At 52.1% G+C, this 15,887-nt stretch carries 12 protein-coding genes and 1 pseudogene; 8 read left to right on the forward strand and 5 right to left on the reverse strand.

Annotated elements, in window-relative coordinates:
* Positions 1-46 precede the first annotated feature (46 nt).
* On the reverse strand, positions 47-1,420 hold the full coding sequence (gene xseA / locus HHI26_RS09475; RefSeq protein ID WP_159338042.1) for an exodeoxyribonuclease VII large subunit: 1,374 nt from the start codon (positions 1,418-1,420) through the stop codon (positions 47-49).
* Positions 1,421-1,590: 170 nt separating this feature from the next.
* Between xseA and guaB the strand changes: the two genes are divergently transcribed.
* The 6 genes from guaB (at position 1,591) to HHI26_RS09505 (ending at position 11,614) form a co-directional block, all read left to right on the forward strand.
* Complete coding sequence (gene guaB / locus HHI26_RS09480; RefSeq protein ID WP_133845876.1) at positions 1,591-3,057, forward strand: IMP dehydrogenase; 1,467 nt, start codon at positions 1,591-1,593, stop codon at positions 3,055-3,057.
* An 84-nt stretch (positions 3,058-3,141) separates the two neighbouring features.
* Positions 3,142-4,722: a glutamine-hydrolyzing GMP synthase gene (gene guaA / locus HHI26_RS09485; protein ID WP_133845877.1), complete on the forward strand. Its 1,581-nt coding sequence runs from the start codon at positions 3,142-3,144 to the stop codon at positions 4,720-4,722.
* Between the two features lie 345 nt (positions 4,723-5,067).
* Positions 5,068-5,505 carry a HigA family addiction module antitoxin gene (locus HHI26_RS09490; RefSeq protein ID WP_171148976.1) on the forward strand — a complete coding sequence of 146 codons (438 nt, stop codon included), beginning with the start codon at positions 5,068-5,070 and terminating at the stop codon, positions 5,503-5,505.
* A gap of 215 nt (positions 5,506-5,720) precedes the next feature.
* Positions 5,721-7,973 carry an AAA family ATPase gene (locus tag HHI26_RS09495; RefSeq protein ID WP_171148977.1) on the forward strand — a complete coding sequence of 751 codons (2,253 nt, stop codon included), beginning with the start codon at positions 5,721-5,723 and terminating at the stop codon, positions 7,971-7,973.
* The gene (locus HHI26_RS09500; protein ID WP_107333261.1) at positions 7,970-10,255 is read left to right on the forward strand and encodes a restriction endonuclease; all 2,286 of its coding nucleotides are present in this window, start codon (positions 7,970-7,972) and stop codon (positions 10,253-10,255) included. Before HHI26_RS09495 ends, HHI26_RS09500 begins: the two co-directional genes overlap by 4 nt.
* A 546-nt stretch (positions 10,256-10,801) precedes the next feature.
* Complete coding sequence (locus HHI26_RS09505) at positions 10,802-11,614, forward strand: DUF6602 domain-containing protein (protein ID WP_107333260.1); 813 nt, start codon at positions 10,802-10,804, stop codon at positions 11,612-11,614.
* 76 nt (positions 11,615-11,690) lie between these two features.
* Here the strand turns inward: HHI26_RS09505 and HHI26_RS09510 are convergent, their stop codons facing one another.
* A complete protein-coding gene (locus HHI26_RS09510) occupies positions 11,691-11,927 on the reverse strand; it encodes a hypothetical protein (RefSeq protein ID WP_241008258.1) in 237 nt (78 codons plus the stop codon).
* A 98-nt stretch (positions 11,928-12,025) separates the two neighbouring features.
* Here HHI26_RS09510 and HHI26_RS09515 point away from each other — a divergent pair, with 98 nt between their 5' ends.
* On the forward strand, positions 12,026-12,832 hold the full coding sequence (locus HHI26_RS09515) for a hypothetical protein (RefSeq protein WP_223878568.1): 807 nt from the start codon (positions 12,026-12,028) through the stop codon (positions 12,830-12,832).
* Positions 12,833-13,114: 282 nt separating this feature from the next.
* Here HHI26_RS09515 and HHI26_RS09520 read toward each other — a convergent pair whose 3' ends face one another.
* Both HHI26_RS09520 and HHI26_RS09525 read right to left on the reverse strand, forming a co-directional pair.
* A complete protein-coding gene (locus HHI26_RS09520) occupies positions 13,115-13,822 on the reverse strand; it encodes a hypothetical protein (protein ID WP_107333259.1) in 708 nt (235 codons plus the stop codon).
* Positions 13,823-14,671: an HAD family hydrolase gene (locus HHI26_RS09525; protein WP_107333258.1), complete on the reverse strand. Its 849-nt coding sequence runs from the start codon at positions 14,669-14,671 to the stop codon at positions 13,823-13,825.
* A gap of 184 nt (positions 14,672-14,855) precedes the next feature.
* On the opposite strand from HHI26_RS09525, the pseudogene HHI26_RS25465 reads away from it, so the two are divergent.
* Positions 14,856-15,053 (forward strand): annotated as a pseudogene (locus HHI26_RS25465) (addiction module antidote protein).
* Between the two features lie 196 nt (positions 15,054-15,249).
* Here HHI26_RS25465 and HHI26_RS09530 read toward each other — a convergent pair.
* A complete protein-coding gene (locus HHI26_RS09530) occupies positions 15,250-15,876 on the reverse strand; it encodes an SMI1/KNR4 family protein (protein WP_171148978.1) in 627 nt (208 codons plus the stop codon).
* Between the last annotated feature and the right edge of the window lie 11 nt (positions 15,877-15,887).

Raw genomic sequence — 15,887 nt, forward strand, 5'->3', positions numbered from 1 at the left:
GTGACAAAGACTCGCTGCGTTTATTATCCCTGAATTGAAGCGTCATTCAGGACGCGTTGCGTTTACGTGCTTTCTTCACCGGCGTAATGGCGGTGACTTCACTCTCCACCCAACCGTCATCCAGGCGGGTTTTCAGCACGTCACCAGGGTGTAGCTGTTGCGTCTTTTTCACGACCTGGCCGTCTGCCGCTGTGGTGACACTGAAACCACGTGCCAGCGTGGCCAGCGGGCTGACCCCTTCCAACTGGGCCGCAAGATTGCCGAAGCGCTGTTTATTGGCGTTGAGCTGCTGCTGCATGGCCTGTTGCAGTCGGTGATGCCACTGCTGGAGCTGCTGTCCGGCGCGCTGGACGCGCATTTCCGGGCGAATGGCACTCAGACGCTGCCCCACGCGCTCCTGCTGGCGTACTGCCTGGCGAAGCCTGAGCTGCATGGCATCATCCAGTCGGCGCTGTAGCTTCATCAGCGCCGTCTGCTGGCGTGCCAGACGCAGTTGCGGGTGCTGTTGTTGCAGACGATGTTGAATGCGGGTGAAAGTCCGCTGCTGCTGCGCGAGGTAATAATCCATCGCCATTTCCAGCCGCTGCTGTTGTGACTGGAGCTGGCGCAGCAGTTCGATCTGATTACGACTGACCAGCTCCGCTGCCGCAGAAGGCGTGGGCGCGCGCAGGTCGGCCACAAAGTCGGCGATGGTCACATCGGTTTCATGCCCGACGGCGCTGACAATCGGAATGCGGCTGGCATAAATTGCCCGCGCCACACGCTCATCGTTAAAACTCCAGAGGTCTTCCAGCGAGCCGCCGCCGCGTCCCACAATCAATACATCGCACTCATTGCGCGCATTGGCCAGCTCAATGGCCCGTACGATGCCTGAGGGCGCTTCTGCGCCCTGTACCTGGGTCGGGTAGATAACCACGGGCAGTGACGGGTCGCGTCGCTGTAGCACGCGTAGCACGTCGTGTAGCGCGGCACCGCTGGCAGAGGTGATCACCCCAACCTGGCGTGCCGGGTCCGGCAGTGCCTGTTTATGGCTCTGCTCAAACAGTCCTTCTGACATCAGCCGCTGCTTCAGTTGCTCGAACTGTTGCTGCAACAGGCCATCTCCGGCGGGTTGCATACTTTCGGCAATCAACTGGTAGTCGCCGCGTGGCTCATACAGCGTAATGGTGGCGCGCACCAAAACCTGCTGGCCATTTTGCGGACGGAAGGTGACACGGCGGTTGCTGTTGCGGAACATCGCACAGCGAACCTGGGCGCCATCATCCTTCAACGTGAAGTACCAGTGACCGGAAGAGGGCTGGGAGAAATTTGAGATCTCCGCGCTCAACCAGACCTGGCCCATTTCCATCTCCAGTAGCTTGCGCACTGTCGTATTGAGACGGCTGACGGTAAAAATATTGGCGGTTGGAGGTAGCGACATGTGATGAAGATCAAACTTTAAATCAGAGGGTTAATTAACCGATACTACATGGCTCAGTCAGGGGATCAAGAGTTTTTCGTAAATAATGCTGGAGGCAATCGATTACGCCCTGTATAATGCCGCGGCAATATTTTACAAGTTCTCATTCACCCTGAGGTTGAGATATTGCCATGCTAAGAATCGCTAAAGAAGCCCTGACATTTGACGACGTTTTGCTCGTTCCTGCACATTCAACTGTACTGCCAAACACGGCTGACCTCAGCACCCAACTTACCAAAACCATCCGTTTAAACATTCCTATGTTGTCCGCTGCTATGGATACCGTGACCGAAGCGGGTCTGGCTATTGCACTGGCACAGGAAGGTGGTCTGGGCTTTATTCACAAAAACATGTCCATTGAGCGCCAGGCTGAAGAAGTGCGCAAAGTGAAGAAACACGAAAGTGGCGTGGTTACTGACCCGCAGACCGTGTTGCCCACCACTGCCCTGAGCGAAGTAAAAATTCTGACCGAACGTAACGGCTTTGCCGGTTACCCGGTGGTGAACGGCGAAAACGAACTGGTGGGGATCATCACCGGCCGTGACGTCCGCTTCGTGACGGATTTGAGCCTGCCTGTTTCTGCCGTGATGACGCCGAAAGAACGTCTCGTGACGGTGAAAGAAGGCGAAGCGCGTGAAGTTGTGCTACATAAAATGCACGAAAAACGCGTTGAGAAAGCGCTGGTTGTGGATGACAGCTTCCACCTGCTGGGCATGATCACCGTAAAAGACTTCCAGAAAGCCGAACGTAAACCTAACGCCTGTAAAGACGAGCACGGCCGCCTGCGCGTAGGCGCTGCTGTGGGTGCCGGTGCCGGTAACGAAGAGCGTGTGGATGCGCTGGTCGCGGCCGGTGTTGACGTGCTGCTGATCGACTCCTCACACGGCCATTCTGAAGGCGTACTGCAACGTATCCGTGATACCCGTGCAAAATACCCTGACCTGCAAATCGTGGGCGGTAACGTCGCGACAGGCGCTGGTGCACTGGCGCTGGCTGAAGCAGGCGTGAGCGCGGTGAAAGTCGGTATCGGCCCTGGCTCAATTTGTACCACCCGTATCGTAACGGGCGTAGGTGTGCCGCAGATTACCGCTGTTTCTGACGCGGTAGAAGCGCTGGAAGGCACCGGGATCCCGGTTATCGCCGATGGCGGTATCCGCTTCTCCGGTGATATCGCCAAAGCGATTGCCGCGGGCGCTGCTGCCGTGATGGTCGGTTCCATGCTGGCCGGGACCGATGAATCTCCGGGCGAAATCGAACTCTACCAGGGCCGTTCATTCAAATCCTATCGCGGTATGGGCTCCCTGGGCGCGATGTCGAAAGGTTCGTCTGACCGTTACTTCCAGACCGACAATGCCGCTGACAAACTGGTGCCGGAAGGTATCGAAGGCCGCGTAGCCTACAAAGGCTACCTGAAAGCGATCGTACACCAGCAAATGGGTGGCCTGCGCTCCTGTATGGGCCTGACCGGCTGTGCTACCATCGACGACCTGCGCACCAAGGCTGAATTTGTGCGTATCAGCGGTGCGGGTATTCAGGAAAGCCACGTTCATGACGTGACCATCACCAAAGAGTCGCCGAACTACCGCATGGGTTCCTGATAACCCTGTACTGCACGCCCGGCTTCACTGCCGGGCGTTTTACTCGTAATCCCGAATTTGTACTACATCGCCTGGAATAGCCCAATGACGACGGAAAATATTCATAAACATCGCATCCTGATCCTCGATTTCGGTTCGCAGTATACGCAACTGGTTGCCCGCCGCGTGCGTGAACTGGGTGTCTACTGTGAACTGTGGGCGTGGGACGTGACCGAAGAGCAGATTCGTGGTTTTAACCCGAACGGCATCATCCTCTCCGGCGGCCCTGAAAGCACCACTGAAAACGACAGCCCTCGCGCACCTGACTATGTGTTTAACGCAGGCGTTCCGGTTCTGGGCGTGTGCTACGGCATGCAGACGATGGCGATGCAGCTGGGCGGCAAAGTTGAAGGCTCCAGCGAGCGTGAATTTGGTTATGCTCAGGTTGAAGTACAGACCAACAGCGCGCTGATCCGTGACATCGAAGATGCGATCAGCCCAGCCGGTAAGCCGCTGCTGGACGTGTGGATGAGCCACGGTGACAAAGTGACGGCGATCCCGTCTGACTTCGTGACCGTTGCCAGCACCGACTCCTGTCCGTTTGCCATTATGGCCAACGAAGAGAAGCGCTTCTACGGCGTACAGTTCCACCCGGAAGTGACACACACCCGTCAGGGTCTGCGTCTGCTGGAGCGTTTCGTGCTGGATATCTGCCAGTGTGAAGCCCTGTGGACCCCGGCTAAAATCATTGAAGATGCCGTTGAACGTCTGCGTGTGCAGGTCGGCAACGATAAAGTGATTCTCGGCCTGTCCGGCGGCGTTGACTCCTCTGTGACCGCAATGCTGCTGCACCGTGCGATTGGCGACCGTCTGACCTGCGTCTTTGTCGATAACGGCCTGCTGCGCCTGAACGAAGCAGAGCAGGTGATGGAGATGTTTGGTGACCATTTCGGTCTGAACATCATTCATGTGGAAGGCGAAAAACGCTTCCTCGACGCACTGGCAGGCACAGATGAGCCGGAAGCCAAGCGTAAAATCATCGGCCGCGTCTTCGTTGAAGTCTTCGATGAACAAGCTCTGAAGCTGGAAGACGTGAAGTGGCTGGCCCAGGGAACTATCTACCCTGATGTGATTGAATCAGCCGCTTCTGCTACTGGCAAAGCGCACGTGATCAAATCGCACCACAACGTGGGCGGCCTGCCGAAAGAAATGAAGATGGGCCTGGTTGAACCACTGCGAGAGCTGTTTAAAGACGAAGTGCGTAAAATCGGCCTGGAACTGGGCCTGCCGCACGCAATGCTGTTCCGTCACCCGTTCCCGGGCCCGGGCCTGGGTGTGCGCGTACTGGGTGAAGTGAAGAAAGAGTACTGTGACCTGCTGCGTCGTGCCGATGCGATCTTCATTGAAGAGCTGCATAAAGCCGACCTGTACAACAAAGTCAGCCAGGCCTTTACCGTCTTCCTGCCCGTCCGTTCTGTCGGCGTGATGGGCGATGGCCGTAAGTACGACTGGGTAGTTTCCCTGCGTGCTGTCGAAACCATCGACTTTATGACCGCACACTGGGCGCATCTGCCGTATGATTTCCTCGGCCGCGTATCCAACCGCATCATCAACGAAGTCGACGGGATTTCCCGTGTGGTTTACGATATTTCAGGTAAACCACCGGCGACGATTGAGTGGGAATGATTTAGGGGCTGGTAATAGCCTGCACGTAAAAGTAGTAAAACATCTATAAGCCCGCGTAACTGCGGGCTTTTTGTTTCTGCAATATCGAGTATGAACAACTAAGGGATAGTAGGTTTTTAAACGGTGATTGACCTTCTCGTACCCAACAAACTATTGGAGGGGAGTTGGCGACTCAGATACGTAAACAAACAGCTACTCGTCGGGATAACCGCGAACATGATGATTTTGCCGGAGATAGCTTATCCGGCAATAATAAATCTTGAATCATACGCGTCAGTTAACGAGATAGCGTGAACTGACGCTTTCACTGAGCGAACTTTACTCCTGCAACTCCAAGGAAAAACCATGTCCAGGACTCCCTATTCACGGTTACGCATCGAGGGCTTCCGCAAAGCAGAGGCTTCCCTGAGACTTGAAGGAATGGACCCCAATGGTACGCCGCTTTATGAGTCCATTAAGGCACGTATTATTTCAGGTGAGCTGACGTATGAGCAGGGGCGTTCGGAGATTCTTGCATATTACACAAAAGCAGATACCGCCGGGCCTGTGACAGTAGGGGAAATGCTGACAGAGGAGTTTTTAACACCGCTGAGCATGTCTCATGATGAACTGGCGGAAGCTATGGGGGTTTCTCTGAAGGATGTTGGGGATATCATATGCGGTCAGCGTCGTCTCAACGCTAATGAGGAGCGCCTTCTTGCTGGCATGTTTGGAACTGATGAGGACTTCTGGAGCAACCTTCAGAAGTCACGGGAACTTCATAAAAATGAAGGGAGTGATTGATCTATGTTTCCATCACATGTCATGCATTGAACCGCCCCTCAAATGTCATGATATTATAGGTTTTACAAGGAAAATTATCTGTCATCAGAAGTTCTTGCCATGAAGTGCCTGGATTTGATATTGAACATTATATTGGGAGTAGTCTTGACGACGTAACATTTCCGCGCTTTGGGGAGCCAGTAATCGACACGGGAGTCGTGCGAAAGGGGAAAATAATGCTGTCTAGTATTGAAATAGCAAACGAAGCAAGTTACGGCGCAAATACGCAACGTCTGTCAGGACTTCGTCCTATCAATTTTATTTTTGGCACCAACGGGTCGGGTAAAACAACTATTTCGCGCGTCATTGCGAATCCCGCCGGAAAACCAACCTGCGCAGTTACATGGACTGGCCAGCCATTAGAGTGTCTGGTCTACAATAGTGACTTTTGCTTTCGGAATTTCGCTCAACAGATTCCGGGCATTTTCACATTAGGGCAGGAGGAGGCTGAAACGCTTGCCAAGATCGAAGCGGCGAACGCCCAAGTGCAATCCCTGACCAGCGACATTGCTCAACTCCAAAATACTTTGGGGGACGTAAGCTCCGGCAAACTCGGGGAACTCCAGACTTTAAGGGCTGGCATCGAACAGAAATGCTGGGAAATCAAGACAGTCCACGATCCTCATTTTCAAGAGGCATTCACTGGCTTCCGAAATTCTAAGGTCAACTTTTGCGACAAGATCCTAATGGAGTGGGTGCAGAACTCTGCTGAGATTGTTCCGCTTGACGAGATCAAACAACGTGCACTGACAATTTTTGAGGAAGGGCTTGAACGGCTCACACCCATCGTAGTGTTTGACGCCAACGACCTTGTGGTCCTCGAAGGCTCAGCAGTTCTCTCGAAAAAAATTGTAGGGAAAGAAGACATCGACATCGCTGCACTTATACGTCGCCTTGGCAACAGCGACTGGGTACGGCAAGGCCTTGGTTATGTAGACGAAGCGGGATCGCAGTGTCCATTCTGCCAGCAGGAGATGAACGACTCTTTAAAAACAAAATTGAATGACTACTTTGACGAGACCTATCTTGCTGATATCACTGCAATCGACCGCATAAGGGACGCATATGACAGTTACTCCAAAACCCTTTTGGCTCGGCTCGAATTGATCCACAGCGCGGGAAGCAAGTATCTTGATGTGGTAGCGTTTCGCGCCGACATCGATCGACTCTCGGCTCGGTTAGAGTTGAATCTTCGGCAAATCGACCGCAAACGGAAAGAGGCAAGTTCGCGAATCACGCTTGAGCCCGTTGGTGAAATCGTCACCTCCCTTAAAGAGGCTATCTCCAATGCGAATACTGAGATAGGTAAGCACAATGCGACGGTTGACAATCTGGCGACCGAGCGGGCCACTCTTGTATCGCAAATCTGGAGATGTTTACTTGAGGAATCGAGGCTCGCATTCGCTGACCACGATACCGCGAAAAGGGGTCTCGATCTTGCCGTAACTGGCCTGACGGCTGGTCTTGCTTCAAAGCGAGCGGCACTTGCAGCGGCCAGTAACGAACTTGCCGCGTTGGAACGCGAAGTAACGAGTGTTCAGCCAACCGTTACCGAGATTAACGCCATTCTAAGATCGTTCGGCTTCACGGGATTCCGACTCGCGACCACTGGCCAGCATCAAAACCTCTATGAAATTGTGAGAGGAGATGGGAGAGAAGCTGCTACCACCCTTAGCGAGGGAGAGCGCACCTTCATCACTTTCCTCTACTTTTACCATCTCATTAGAGGCAGTATGAACGCAAGCGGTATAAACGCGGAGCGAGTCGTCGTGTTCGACGATCCTGTTTCTAGCCTCGACAGTGATGTGCTCTTTATCGTCAGTGCTCTGATCAAACGCGTGCTCGATGAGGCTTGCGGAGGGGCTGGGCTTATAAAGCAGGTCTTTCTATTGACGCACAATATCTACTTCCATAAGGAAGTATCTTTCGATCCCAAGCGCGGCACAGAATGCCGAGCACACGAGACGTTTTGGATTGTGCGGAAGGTGAACGATGTATCCGTAATCACCAGCTACAATCACAACCCGATCAGTACTTCTTATGAGCTCCTTTGGGCTGAAGTCAGGTCGCCGAACCGATCAAATATTGCGATCCAAAACACGCTAAGACGCATCCTCGAGAACTACTTCAAGATTCTCGGAAACCTCGATAAGGATGACATCTGCGCGAGATTCGAGGGCCGCGACCAGCAAATATGTGGTTCGCTCTTTACTTGGGTGAATGACGGGTCGCACAGTTTCAACGATGACCTGTACATTTCTGCCGATGATGCGATGGTCACCCGTTATCTCGATGTTTTTCGCAGGATTTTCGAAGTTACAAATCACCTCGCACATTACGAGATGATGATGGGGCCACAAACGCTAGCGACTCTGGCACTTGCGAATGAGAACACAGTCACCAACGCTGTAGACGATACGAAAGCATGAGTTACGACTTCAAAAATCTATCATCGGCCGACTTTGAAGACCTTGTTCGAGACCTCATAGGGCGAGAAGAAGGACTTCGCTTCGAAGCATTCTGTGCAGGGCCAGATGGCGGCATTGATGGCCGTCACGCGCAGGCTAATGGTAACGTCATTCTACAGGCGAAGCATTATGAAGGTTCGCCGTTCGGCAAGTTGACAGCCATTATGAAGCGTGAGCGATTTTCAATCGATAAGCTCGCTCCGGTTCGCTACATTTTAGCGACTTCCTGTAAGTTCACCCCGCTTAGCAAGGGTAAGCTCGCTCCGCTCATAGGCCCTAGTCTGAGGTCTGAAGCGGATATTTTTGGTCCGGAGGATCTCAACGGTCTTCTCCGGAAGTACCCAGATATTCTTAAGTCGCACATTAAACTGTGGCTTTCAGACGCAGGTGTTCTGGATCGAGTCGTCCGCGCGGCGGCCCATACCTTTGCCGCGTTCACGCGAGAAGACATAGAACAGAAGGTACGTGTCTACGCATCAAACCTCAGCTTCGACGAATCACTTGCTACGTTAGAGAAGCATCGGCTTCTTATCATTTCCGGGCCTCCGGGTGTCGGCAAAACAACATTGGCCGAGATGCTTTGCTACACCTTCCTGAGTGAGCAATGGGAGCTCGTTCCCATCCGTAGTCTGGAGGACGGCTTCGCTGCTATTGTCGACAGCAAAAAGCAGGTATTCCTATTCGACGACTTCTTGGGAAAGGTTGCTCTTGACCGGCAAGCTTTGGCACACAAAGATTCTGATTTGGCGCGGTTCATGAGCCGAGTACGTCGCTCACCGAATGCCCGTTTTATTCTGACAACGCGGGCCTACATCTTTGAGGAAGCCCGGAGGGTTTCAGAACATCTTGGCGATCAGCGCCTCGATGTGACGAAGTATGTACTCGATGTTGGTGTTTATACACGCCGGATCAAGGCACGAATTCTTTACAATCATCTTCTCGTCTCAGAGACGCCTCAGTCGTATATCCGGGCACTATTGGAAAGCAAGAAGCTTGGGGAAATTGTTGATCATAAGAACTATAACCCACGTGTCATCGAGGCTATGACAGACGCATTTCGTGTCCGTGAAATTGAACCTGCCAACTACCCTGCAGATTTTATCGATGCGTTGAATAATCCTAGCCAGATTTGGGACACCGCTTTCCGCACACACATCGATCATCGGTGCAGGCACCTTTTGATAGCGATGTTTTTTCTGGCGGAGTATGGGGTATCATTGGTGACCCTTCGCTCATCTTTTGAGCCCTTACATACAGCGATGAGCAGAACCTACGGCCTAGCGCATGGGCCTAAGGATTTCGAAGAAGCCCTTCGTATCCTAGAAGGTAGCTTCGTCAATATCGTCAATATCAGCGGACCAAGGGTCTCCTTTCTCAACCCCTCATTAAAAGACTATCTCTCAACCTATCTGCTGGACACTGAGCTCCTTATTCTCCTTGTCCCTACGGCAGCTTCTATAGACTGGTTGTCGAGCTTGTGGGACTTCGTGTATCCACGCGGCCTCAGTGAAGCCGATCAAACAAAGATTGCCCGAGCCTGCGTTGCCATGCTGGAGATGCTCGAAACGCGTCCACACTGGTGTCCGCGATCTGGCGATGCTCGTTCGCTTGAATACAACGACGCGGCAAATTCTAAGCGGCTGCGGATGCTGATGGATTGGTGGCAACTTACAAGCGAACGGAGGTTTGCTGATAGCATCATGACAATTGCCCGCAATCCACAGCAAGGGTTTGGTGCATGGTTAGATGGAGAAGCCCTGATCGACTTGTTTTGTCGGTTAAGCGAAAAGGGATGTGGGCAGCCATTCATTTACGAAGATGAATTACAAGAGCTTCTTGAAAAGGCGATCACGGACACGATACGCTGGAGTTCAAGTGACATCCTATCTACGCTTGTTGATGTGGTAGATGCAGCGCAAGGGCTTCCCATCAACATCACGTATGCCTTGCACACGGCTGTGCTCGAAGAGTTCGAGGAGAACACCAGTCGCATCAGCGAGGATGATAGCGAGTCCTCCTTATCGGATCGTATAGATACCCTTAAAAAATTCGCGCTGCGTTTCGGTGTGCCGGATGCTGTTTTAAATAGTGCCGTTTCAGCCATCGAGGACCGTATCGGTGAGATTGAAGACCAGAGTAGTCCTGCCCCCTTTCCGAGCTTTCCGTCTTCGAATAAGAGAGAGGGGGAGACATTTGACGACTTTGCTCTCCGAGACCTTTTCACTCCTCTCTTGGATCGATAGGCTAAGGTGGCGGTCTCATCCCTTAGCATTTTTAAACCAGAACCTCGCTGAGTGAGGTGTTCGTATTATTAGAGGGGGACAAATTCGTTCGCTACGTATCAGTTTAGGTTTGTTTATCACTATCTGTTGTTACAGCTGAAAGTGAGAGGTGCAGATTGATCAGAAGGTGGTAGAAGACTACTTCTTTATGCCCCCCTGTAACGGATCTTGCTTCCAAACCAGATATGATCCGCTGACTTACCCTGACCCTCAGTGTCTATATCGAGAATCTGGTGCGTCGGTCAAGGTAGTACTGTGCTGCGCGTTAGCTGAGTTAGACTTGTAAGCGCCGTCCAATCCATGCCACGTGCGGACTGCCATGGCATGCCATACCATTGCCTTGTGGCATGTGCATCGGAGCATAGCTCGGCAGGTTTGTTGCGTTTCTGACAAGAGCTGCAGCATGCTTCAATGAATTTATTTGGTGGATTTAACTTTAGGTTTGATATGGGTCAATGATTGTTTTATTGGCGAATGTTTAATCGAAGGCCTTACTGAGGAGAGGGCATGATAACGAAAAATATCGTTTCAAAGCTAAATAAGGCCGTTCTTGACGAGTTGGATCTTGCGCGAGAGATCGAGCACTCTGGAGAGAATGGCAGGGCACGAGAGAGTATTTTGAGACGTTTTCTGGCAAAGATTTTGCCGGGGAAATATAAGGTCGATACAGGTTTTGTTATTGATGCAGTTGGTGGCGTAAGTAGGCAGATTGATATTGTGATTTACAGGGATGATTATCACTCCGTTTTCGAGATCGGAGGTGTTAAGCATTTCATGGTTGAGTCAGTTGTTGCTGTCATAGAGAACAAAGCCTCTATCGCGAGTGCGGCTGCTCTTCAACAGGCTTTTGAGAACATTAAGTCGGTGAAGTTGCTCGATCGTAGTAATCGAGGTAAAAACTATCTTTTGCCAACTCGAAAAGTGGTGAGTAGGGCCGATTTTTATCACCAAGTGTTCGGTGCAATCCTTACCGAAAAGTCTCTCTCCACATCGTCGCTGCGTGCAGAATTTCAGGCCTTCTTTGAAGGTACGCCAGACAAAAGCTTGTGGCCAAACATGTACTGTGATGTGAGAGGTTCGTCATTCCGGTATGTTAGTGCTGATGAACACGTTGTAGTCGACCCCCGGAAGGCTGCAGCATTTTCAATTTCGGATCCAGCTGCAGAGACCTACAATCCCCCCCTTATTGAGCTTGCGTTCGAGCTTGTGTCACTGCTGCGAGTGCTTCAGGTGGTCGATTTCTCCGCTGCTGACTACTTCCATGGAATAAGTGGTCGCGCAGCGGAATACGTGCGCTTCCCGGATCAATTTAGAGGCTAGTTCTTGCTAGGCTCTGTACGTAAAGCTTTGATATTTGTCCATGCTGTGTTGAAAACAGGCTCTGAATGCTCATGTATTACGTCAGCAAGGCGAGGAAAAAGCCTATTGTCATGACGAACTTGATCAGCTCGCGGAACATTTCTCCTACTTCCGCACTTTGCCAAAGCAAGTTGCCGAACGTCCAAACGAACTGAATCCCAGCGAGCAGGAACAACAAATTTCGGGCATACCCTTGTAACTTCGGTCCCCACTCGCTGGATTTCTCCAGAATCATATCCAAGAGGCTTTGCATTGAAGTGTCGCTTTGCCCCAAATCGACTCCGGCGGCCGAGGCGCTTCCGGCATTGAGACGCTGACCGGGTACGCGGCCCGCGAGCTGGCCCCGGCCCGGCGATGCGGCAGGCGACGAGCTTGCAGGAGCTGCACGACGCAGCGGTCGAGCACGGCCTAGAGGTTCGCCAGCACGTCGCTGGCCTTGTCATAGGCGAGCCAGATTTAGGCATTTGGGCGAAGGCCAGCAACGTCGGCCGCGACCTTTCCATGAAGGCCCTAACCGACCGTCTTGGCCTGTTCCAGCCTTCCGAACGGCAGGCCGAGGCGATGGCGAACCGCAAGCGGTACGGGCCCCGACCCCGGCGGCCGGATAACCCGACGACAGCGGGGCTGTTCAACCAGTACCAGCGCGAGAGTGCGGCTTTCAATGCACAGGTGAGGCAGTGGAGCCAGACAGAGCGAATGCTTTTGAAGGTCGCGGGCAAGCGATCGACCAAACGCCTGATGTACGGCACTATCAAACAGCAGGCCGACGACTCACGCCAGAAGCACCGGCAGAGCGCAGACGCTCGCCGTCAGGCACTCTTCAAACAGACGACGATGCCCACTTGGGCCGACGGGCAGACGCAGCAGGCCGAGCGCGGCAACGCCGAGGCGCTGGCCGTCCTGCGTGACCGCGAGGAACGGACACGCCGCTGGAATGGGGAGCTACTGACCGCAGACCGGGCCGACAAGGCCAGGGCTGTTGTTCTCGACAAGCTCAAGCCTAAGGCCTGGAAAGACGGGACGATGGCGTACAGCACCATAGACGGCGGTATGGTGATTGACCGGAAGACTCACGTTCAGGCGCAGAAAGCCACGACCGGCGTGGCGCTGCTTGCGCTCGAACTGGCGTCCACGGTTCGAGGGCCAAGCTCTCATCGTGGAAGGCACAGACGAGTTTAGGGTTGAAGTCGCCTAGCTCGCCGGTATGAACGGCCTCAAAGTCACTTTCTCCGATCCGGCGATGGAGCAGATGCGCCGCGAGACGGCGGAGCATAAAGAAATGGAGAAATCCTTTCAGGCAGAAATCACGGCTCAGAAGGATACAAATGAGATTGCCGCCCACCGACTCTCGCGAGGTCGGACAGCTGATCTGTTATAAATTGGATTGTGAAATCCAATTTATAACAGAAAGAATTTCGCCAATGCCTAATCTTTTTCGGAGGAAGTTTCACTTCCAGCGTTTTAGCACTTTGGCACCAGCCTCCATCTCCCAGATACGAGAACCGCTTGTGTACCAGTTTTAGAATCAACGACTAAGGAGCCGGGAGTGATCCCTGCCATTCCAAGAAGTTCTTTCAGATGAGCCTCGCAGATCGCTTTAGCAGCCTTATCATCTATTTCCTGCGATTGAGCTACCACACCGCCGGAAAAGCTTTCGTTTCCTGAGCCCTCAGGAATGGTTTTTGGAGGCTTAATGGCGCACGCCAAAGTTACAGCCAAAACAATAATTGCTATGGCGAGAAGTCCATAAAAGCCGTCCATCTTATGACGAGAGTGAACTTCGTTGCCAAATATCCAAAGCTTGAAAGGACTTGCATTCTTAATGTGCGTCCCTAATCCCACGTTGATGCCGAGCTTTGTAAGCTCGCCTTCTGCGTCGATGCCCGCTTTCACGGCACCATCAAGCAGGCGATGATACCAAAGTCGATCCATCAGATAAAATGCGCATAAAGGCAGCAGAGAAGCCCCTATGATCAACGCTGCACTAGAGATCTGGTTGCCCCAGAGGTTAGTGAATCCGCCATCTTTGATGGCATAGCCCCCAAGGCCGAGGAATGCACCGGTTACAATAAGTGCGAAATTCCTGATGCGTAATTCCAAATCATTGAAGTGTTGTTGAACGTCGACAATTTTTTTCCAAACTTCAATGTGCGCCCCTTTTTCGTCCATTTAAATCCCCATTATCTCCAAAATTTCAGAAAAAGTTGTGCTCAGCGTATGAGTCGGGTTTATTGCCCCGGGTTTGAGTGCCGCTTGCTCGCGCTCCACCATTTCCGGAGTCCAATGAGTAACTTTTTTTAGCAGATCGTATTCTTCTGCTCTATGTTGGGCAGCACCATATGCGGCATAAACATCGGTAACATTAGCCTGCTGGGCCATAAAAACATCTTTTAGGAGATTGTCGCCGATATACACGGTATCTTCCGTGTTGAATCCCAACTCTTCGATGATGCTTAGTAGTATATGAGGGTTTGGCTTGTATTCTCCGTCTGGGGTAAACCGATGTTCGGTACTTTTTAACAGATAGTTTTCTGGAGAGTACTTGCGTATAGAGCTCGCCTCGCGTGGCAAATCGTGATCAACAGGGGAGTATAGATAGTCAACCTTTTGATCCAGCCCGAGTTTCCTAAATCTATAGTTAGTATAAAATGCTTTGGATTCGGTAAAAGCGGCGATGGTCACTCCTGCGTCTCGCAAACGATCCAAGGCTCCCTCGACGCCCGGATATAAGTGCAGATTCTCGCTCCGCGCTTTCCTAAAGCTATCTATAGCAGGTTGCATGGCTTCAAGTACTCTTTCGCCATACATCCGTTTAAATGATGGAAGTTCAGTTAAAACAAAAGCATATTCACTTGTCCCATATTTTTGATGGAGTTTGCTGCACTCTGAGTAAAACTCGTCCTCTTCAATGCCGGATATCTCAATGGCTGTCTTACTCATGGCCGAAAAACATTCATACCAAAGTTTTTGCCAGTCGAATAAAGTGTTGTCTACGTCAGTAATGAGGAGTTTTTTCACAGAGTTTTGGTTCCTTGTTTCATGTATTCGGTCGTACCGCATGAGTGTAAGTTGGCATTTGGATGCATTTGCATGACAGTGGCCAGCAATCAATGTTCATAACTCGTGTCATCCTAACATTTGCTAATCCTGTGTGAAACGTTGATGATTGCTACATCGTCTCTCAGAGTCATAAGTGGAAAGCATGAAGAACAGATCACACTGTTCGGCTATGGTGGAGTGCTTCAGAGCGAACCCGAGCTACGCTAAACAGCTGCTTGCCTAAGTACGCCGCAATGGTGATCCAGCCGAGCTGGCCATCTTGTTGCGGCAGATGGCCACGGCCTCGGCAGATGACGCTAGGTCGGATGACGCCGATACAGGGCGCACTCTAGCTCGCTGATTTGAACATGGTATTTTTCATGGTTTAGCGTTCTTTTTATCTATTAATACACTGATTTTTAAGGGTGTTTTTTGTTTGTTTATAATTGAGTGGGAATGATTTTTCTCCCCTCTCGTTATCACTAACAGATAACTGAATGAACGAAGCCCGCATTCGCGGGCTTTTTTATTGGATTCCGGCAGCGTTTTCCGTCACTTCAATACATCCACTTTTCCACCACAGCATCGCCCAGATGCTCACGCAGCAGGTCCTCATTGTCCTCCTCGCCGTGAACCGTCAGCAGGCACATAAACATCAGCACGTCGAGGTACTGGCCCACATCGCTGAAGATTTGTGTCAGCATCGGCGAGCTGTCGTGATCGAAATACCACACCTCGCCGGTCTCAACATGAAAGCACCACATATTGCCGTTGCCCAGATAGTCACCGAAGACGACCAGTTGCCTGACCAGCGCCCAAAGCGCATCGGCATCGGGGGCATCTTCCAGGATGTCACTAATGCCGGGGTAGGCGTTATGCAGCGGTTCAATGCTGGCGTATTTGGCAGGTGTCACGCTACACAGCGTTTCGGCCAGGTCCAGCGTGCCAATCTGCTCATGATACGTGCGCAGTAACGGAGGGAGGGTGCAGCCCAGGCGCTGTTCAAGTGCGACCACATCTTCTGGTTTGACAGGCGTCAGCGGCGACGGATTATCCCACTGGTCGAGCCAGGCCAGTGCGCAGACACGCCACCAGTCCAGCCGGGCGTTATCATCGGCAAATTCTGGCCAGGCCAGAGGGGGAAGGTCGCTGGCCGGGGCTGGCGAGTGGGTGTCTGAATTCATAGCTGATGTTG

Source organism: Erwinia sp. JH02, from assembly GCF_013074405.1.
Taxonomy (GTDB): Bacteria; Pseudomonadota; Gammaproteobacteria; order Enterobacterales; family Enterobacteriaceae; genus Erwinia; species Erwinia rhapontici.

Excerpts from the sequence above, each read along its gene's own strand:
- xseA (WP_159338042.1), bottom strand. The coding sequence starts at position 1,420 with ATGTCGCTACCTCCAACCGCCAATATTTTTACCGTCAGCCGTCTCAAT.
- guaB (WP_133845876.1), top strand. The coding sequence starts at position 1,591 with ATGCTAAGAATCGCTAAAGAAGCCCTGACATTTGACGACGTTTTGCTC.
- guaA (WP_133845877.1), top strand. The coding sequence starts at position 3,142 with ATGACGACGGAAAATATTCATAAACATCGCATCCTGATCCTCGATTTC.
- HHI26_RS09490 (WP_171148976.1), top strand. The coding sequence starts at position 5,068 with ATGTCCAGGACTCCCTATTCACGGTTACGCATCGAGGGCTTCCGCAAA.
- HHI26_RS09495 (WP_171148977.1), top strand. The coding sequence starts at position 5,721 with ATGCTGTCTAGTATTGAAATAGCAAACGAAGCAAGTTACGGCGCAAAT.
- HHI26_RS09500 (WP_107333261.1), top strand. The coding sequence starts at position 7,970 with ATGAGTTACGACTTCAAAAATCTATCATCGGCCGACTTTGAAGACCTT.
- HHI26_RS09505 (WP_107333260.1), top strand. The coding sequence starts at position 10,802 with ATGATAACGAAAAATATCGTTTCAAAGCTAAATAAGGCCGTTCTTGAC.
- HHI26_RS09520 (WP_107333259.1), bottom strand. The coding sequence starts at position 13,822 with ATGGACGAAAAAGGGGCGCACATTGAAGTTTGGAAAAAAATTGTCGAC.
- HHI26_RS09530 (WP_171148978.1), bottom strand. The coding sequence starts at position 15,876 with ATGAATTCAGACACCCACTCGCCAGCCCCGGCCAGCGACCTTCCCCCT.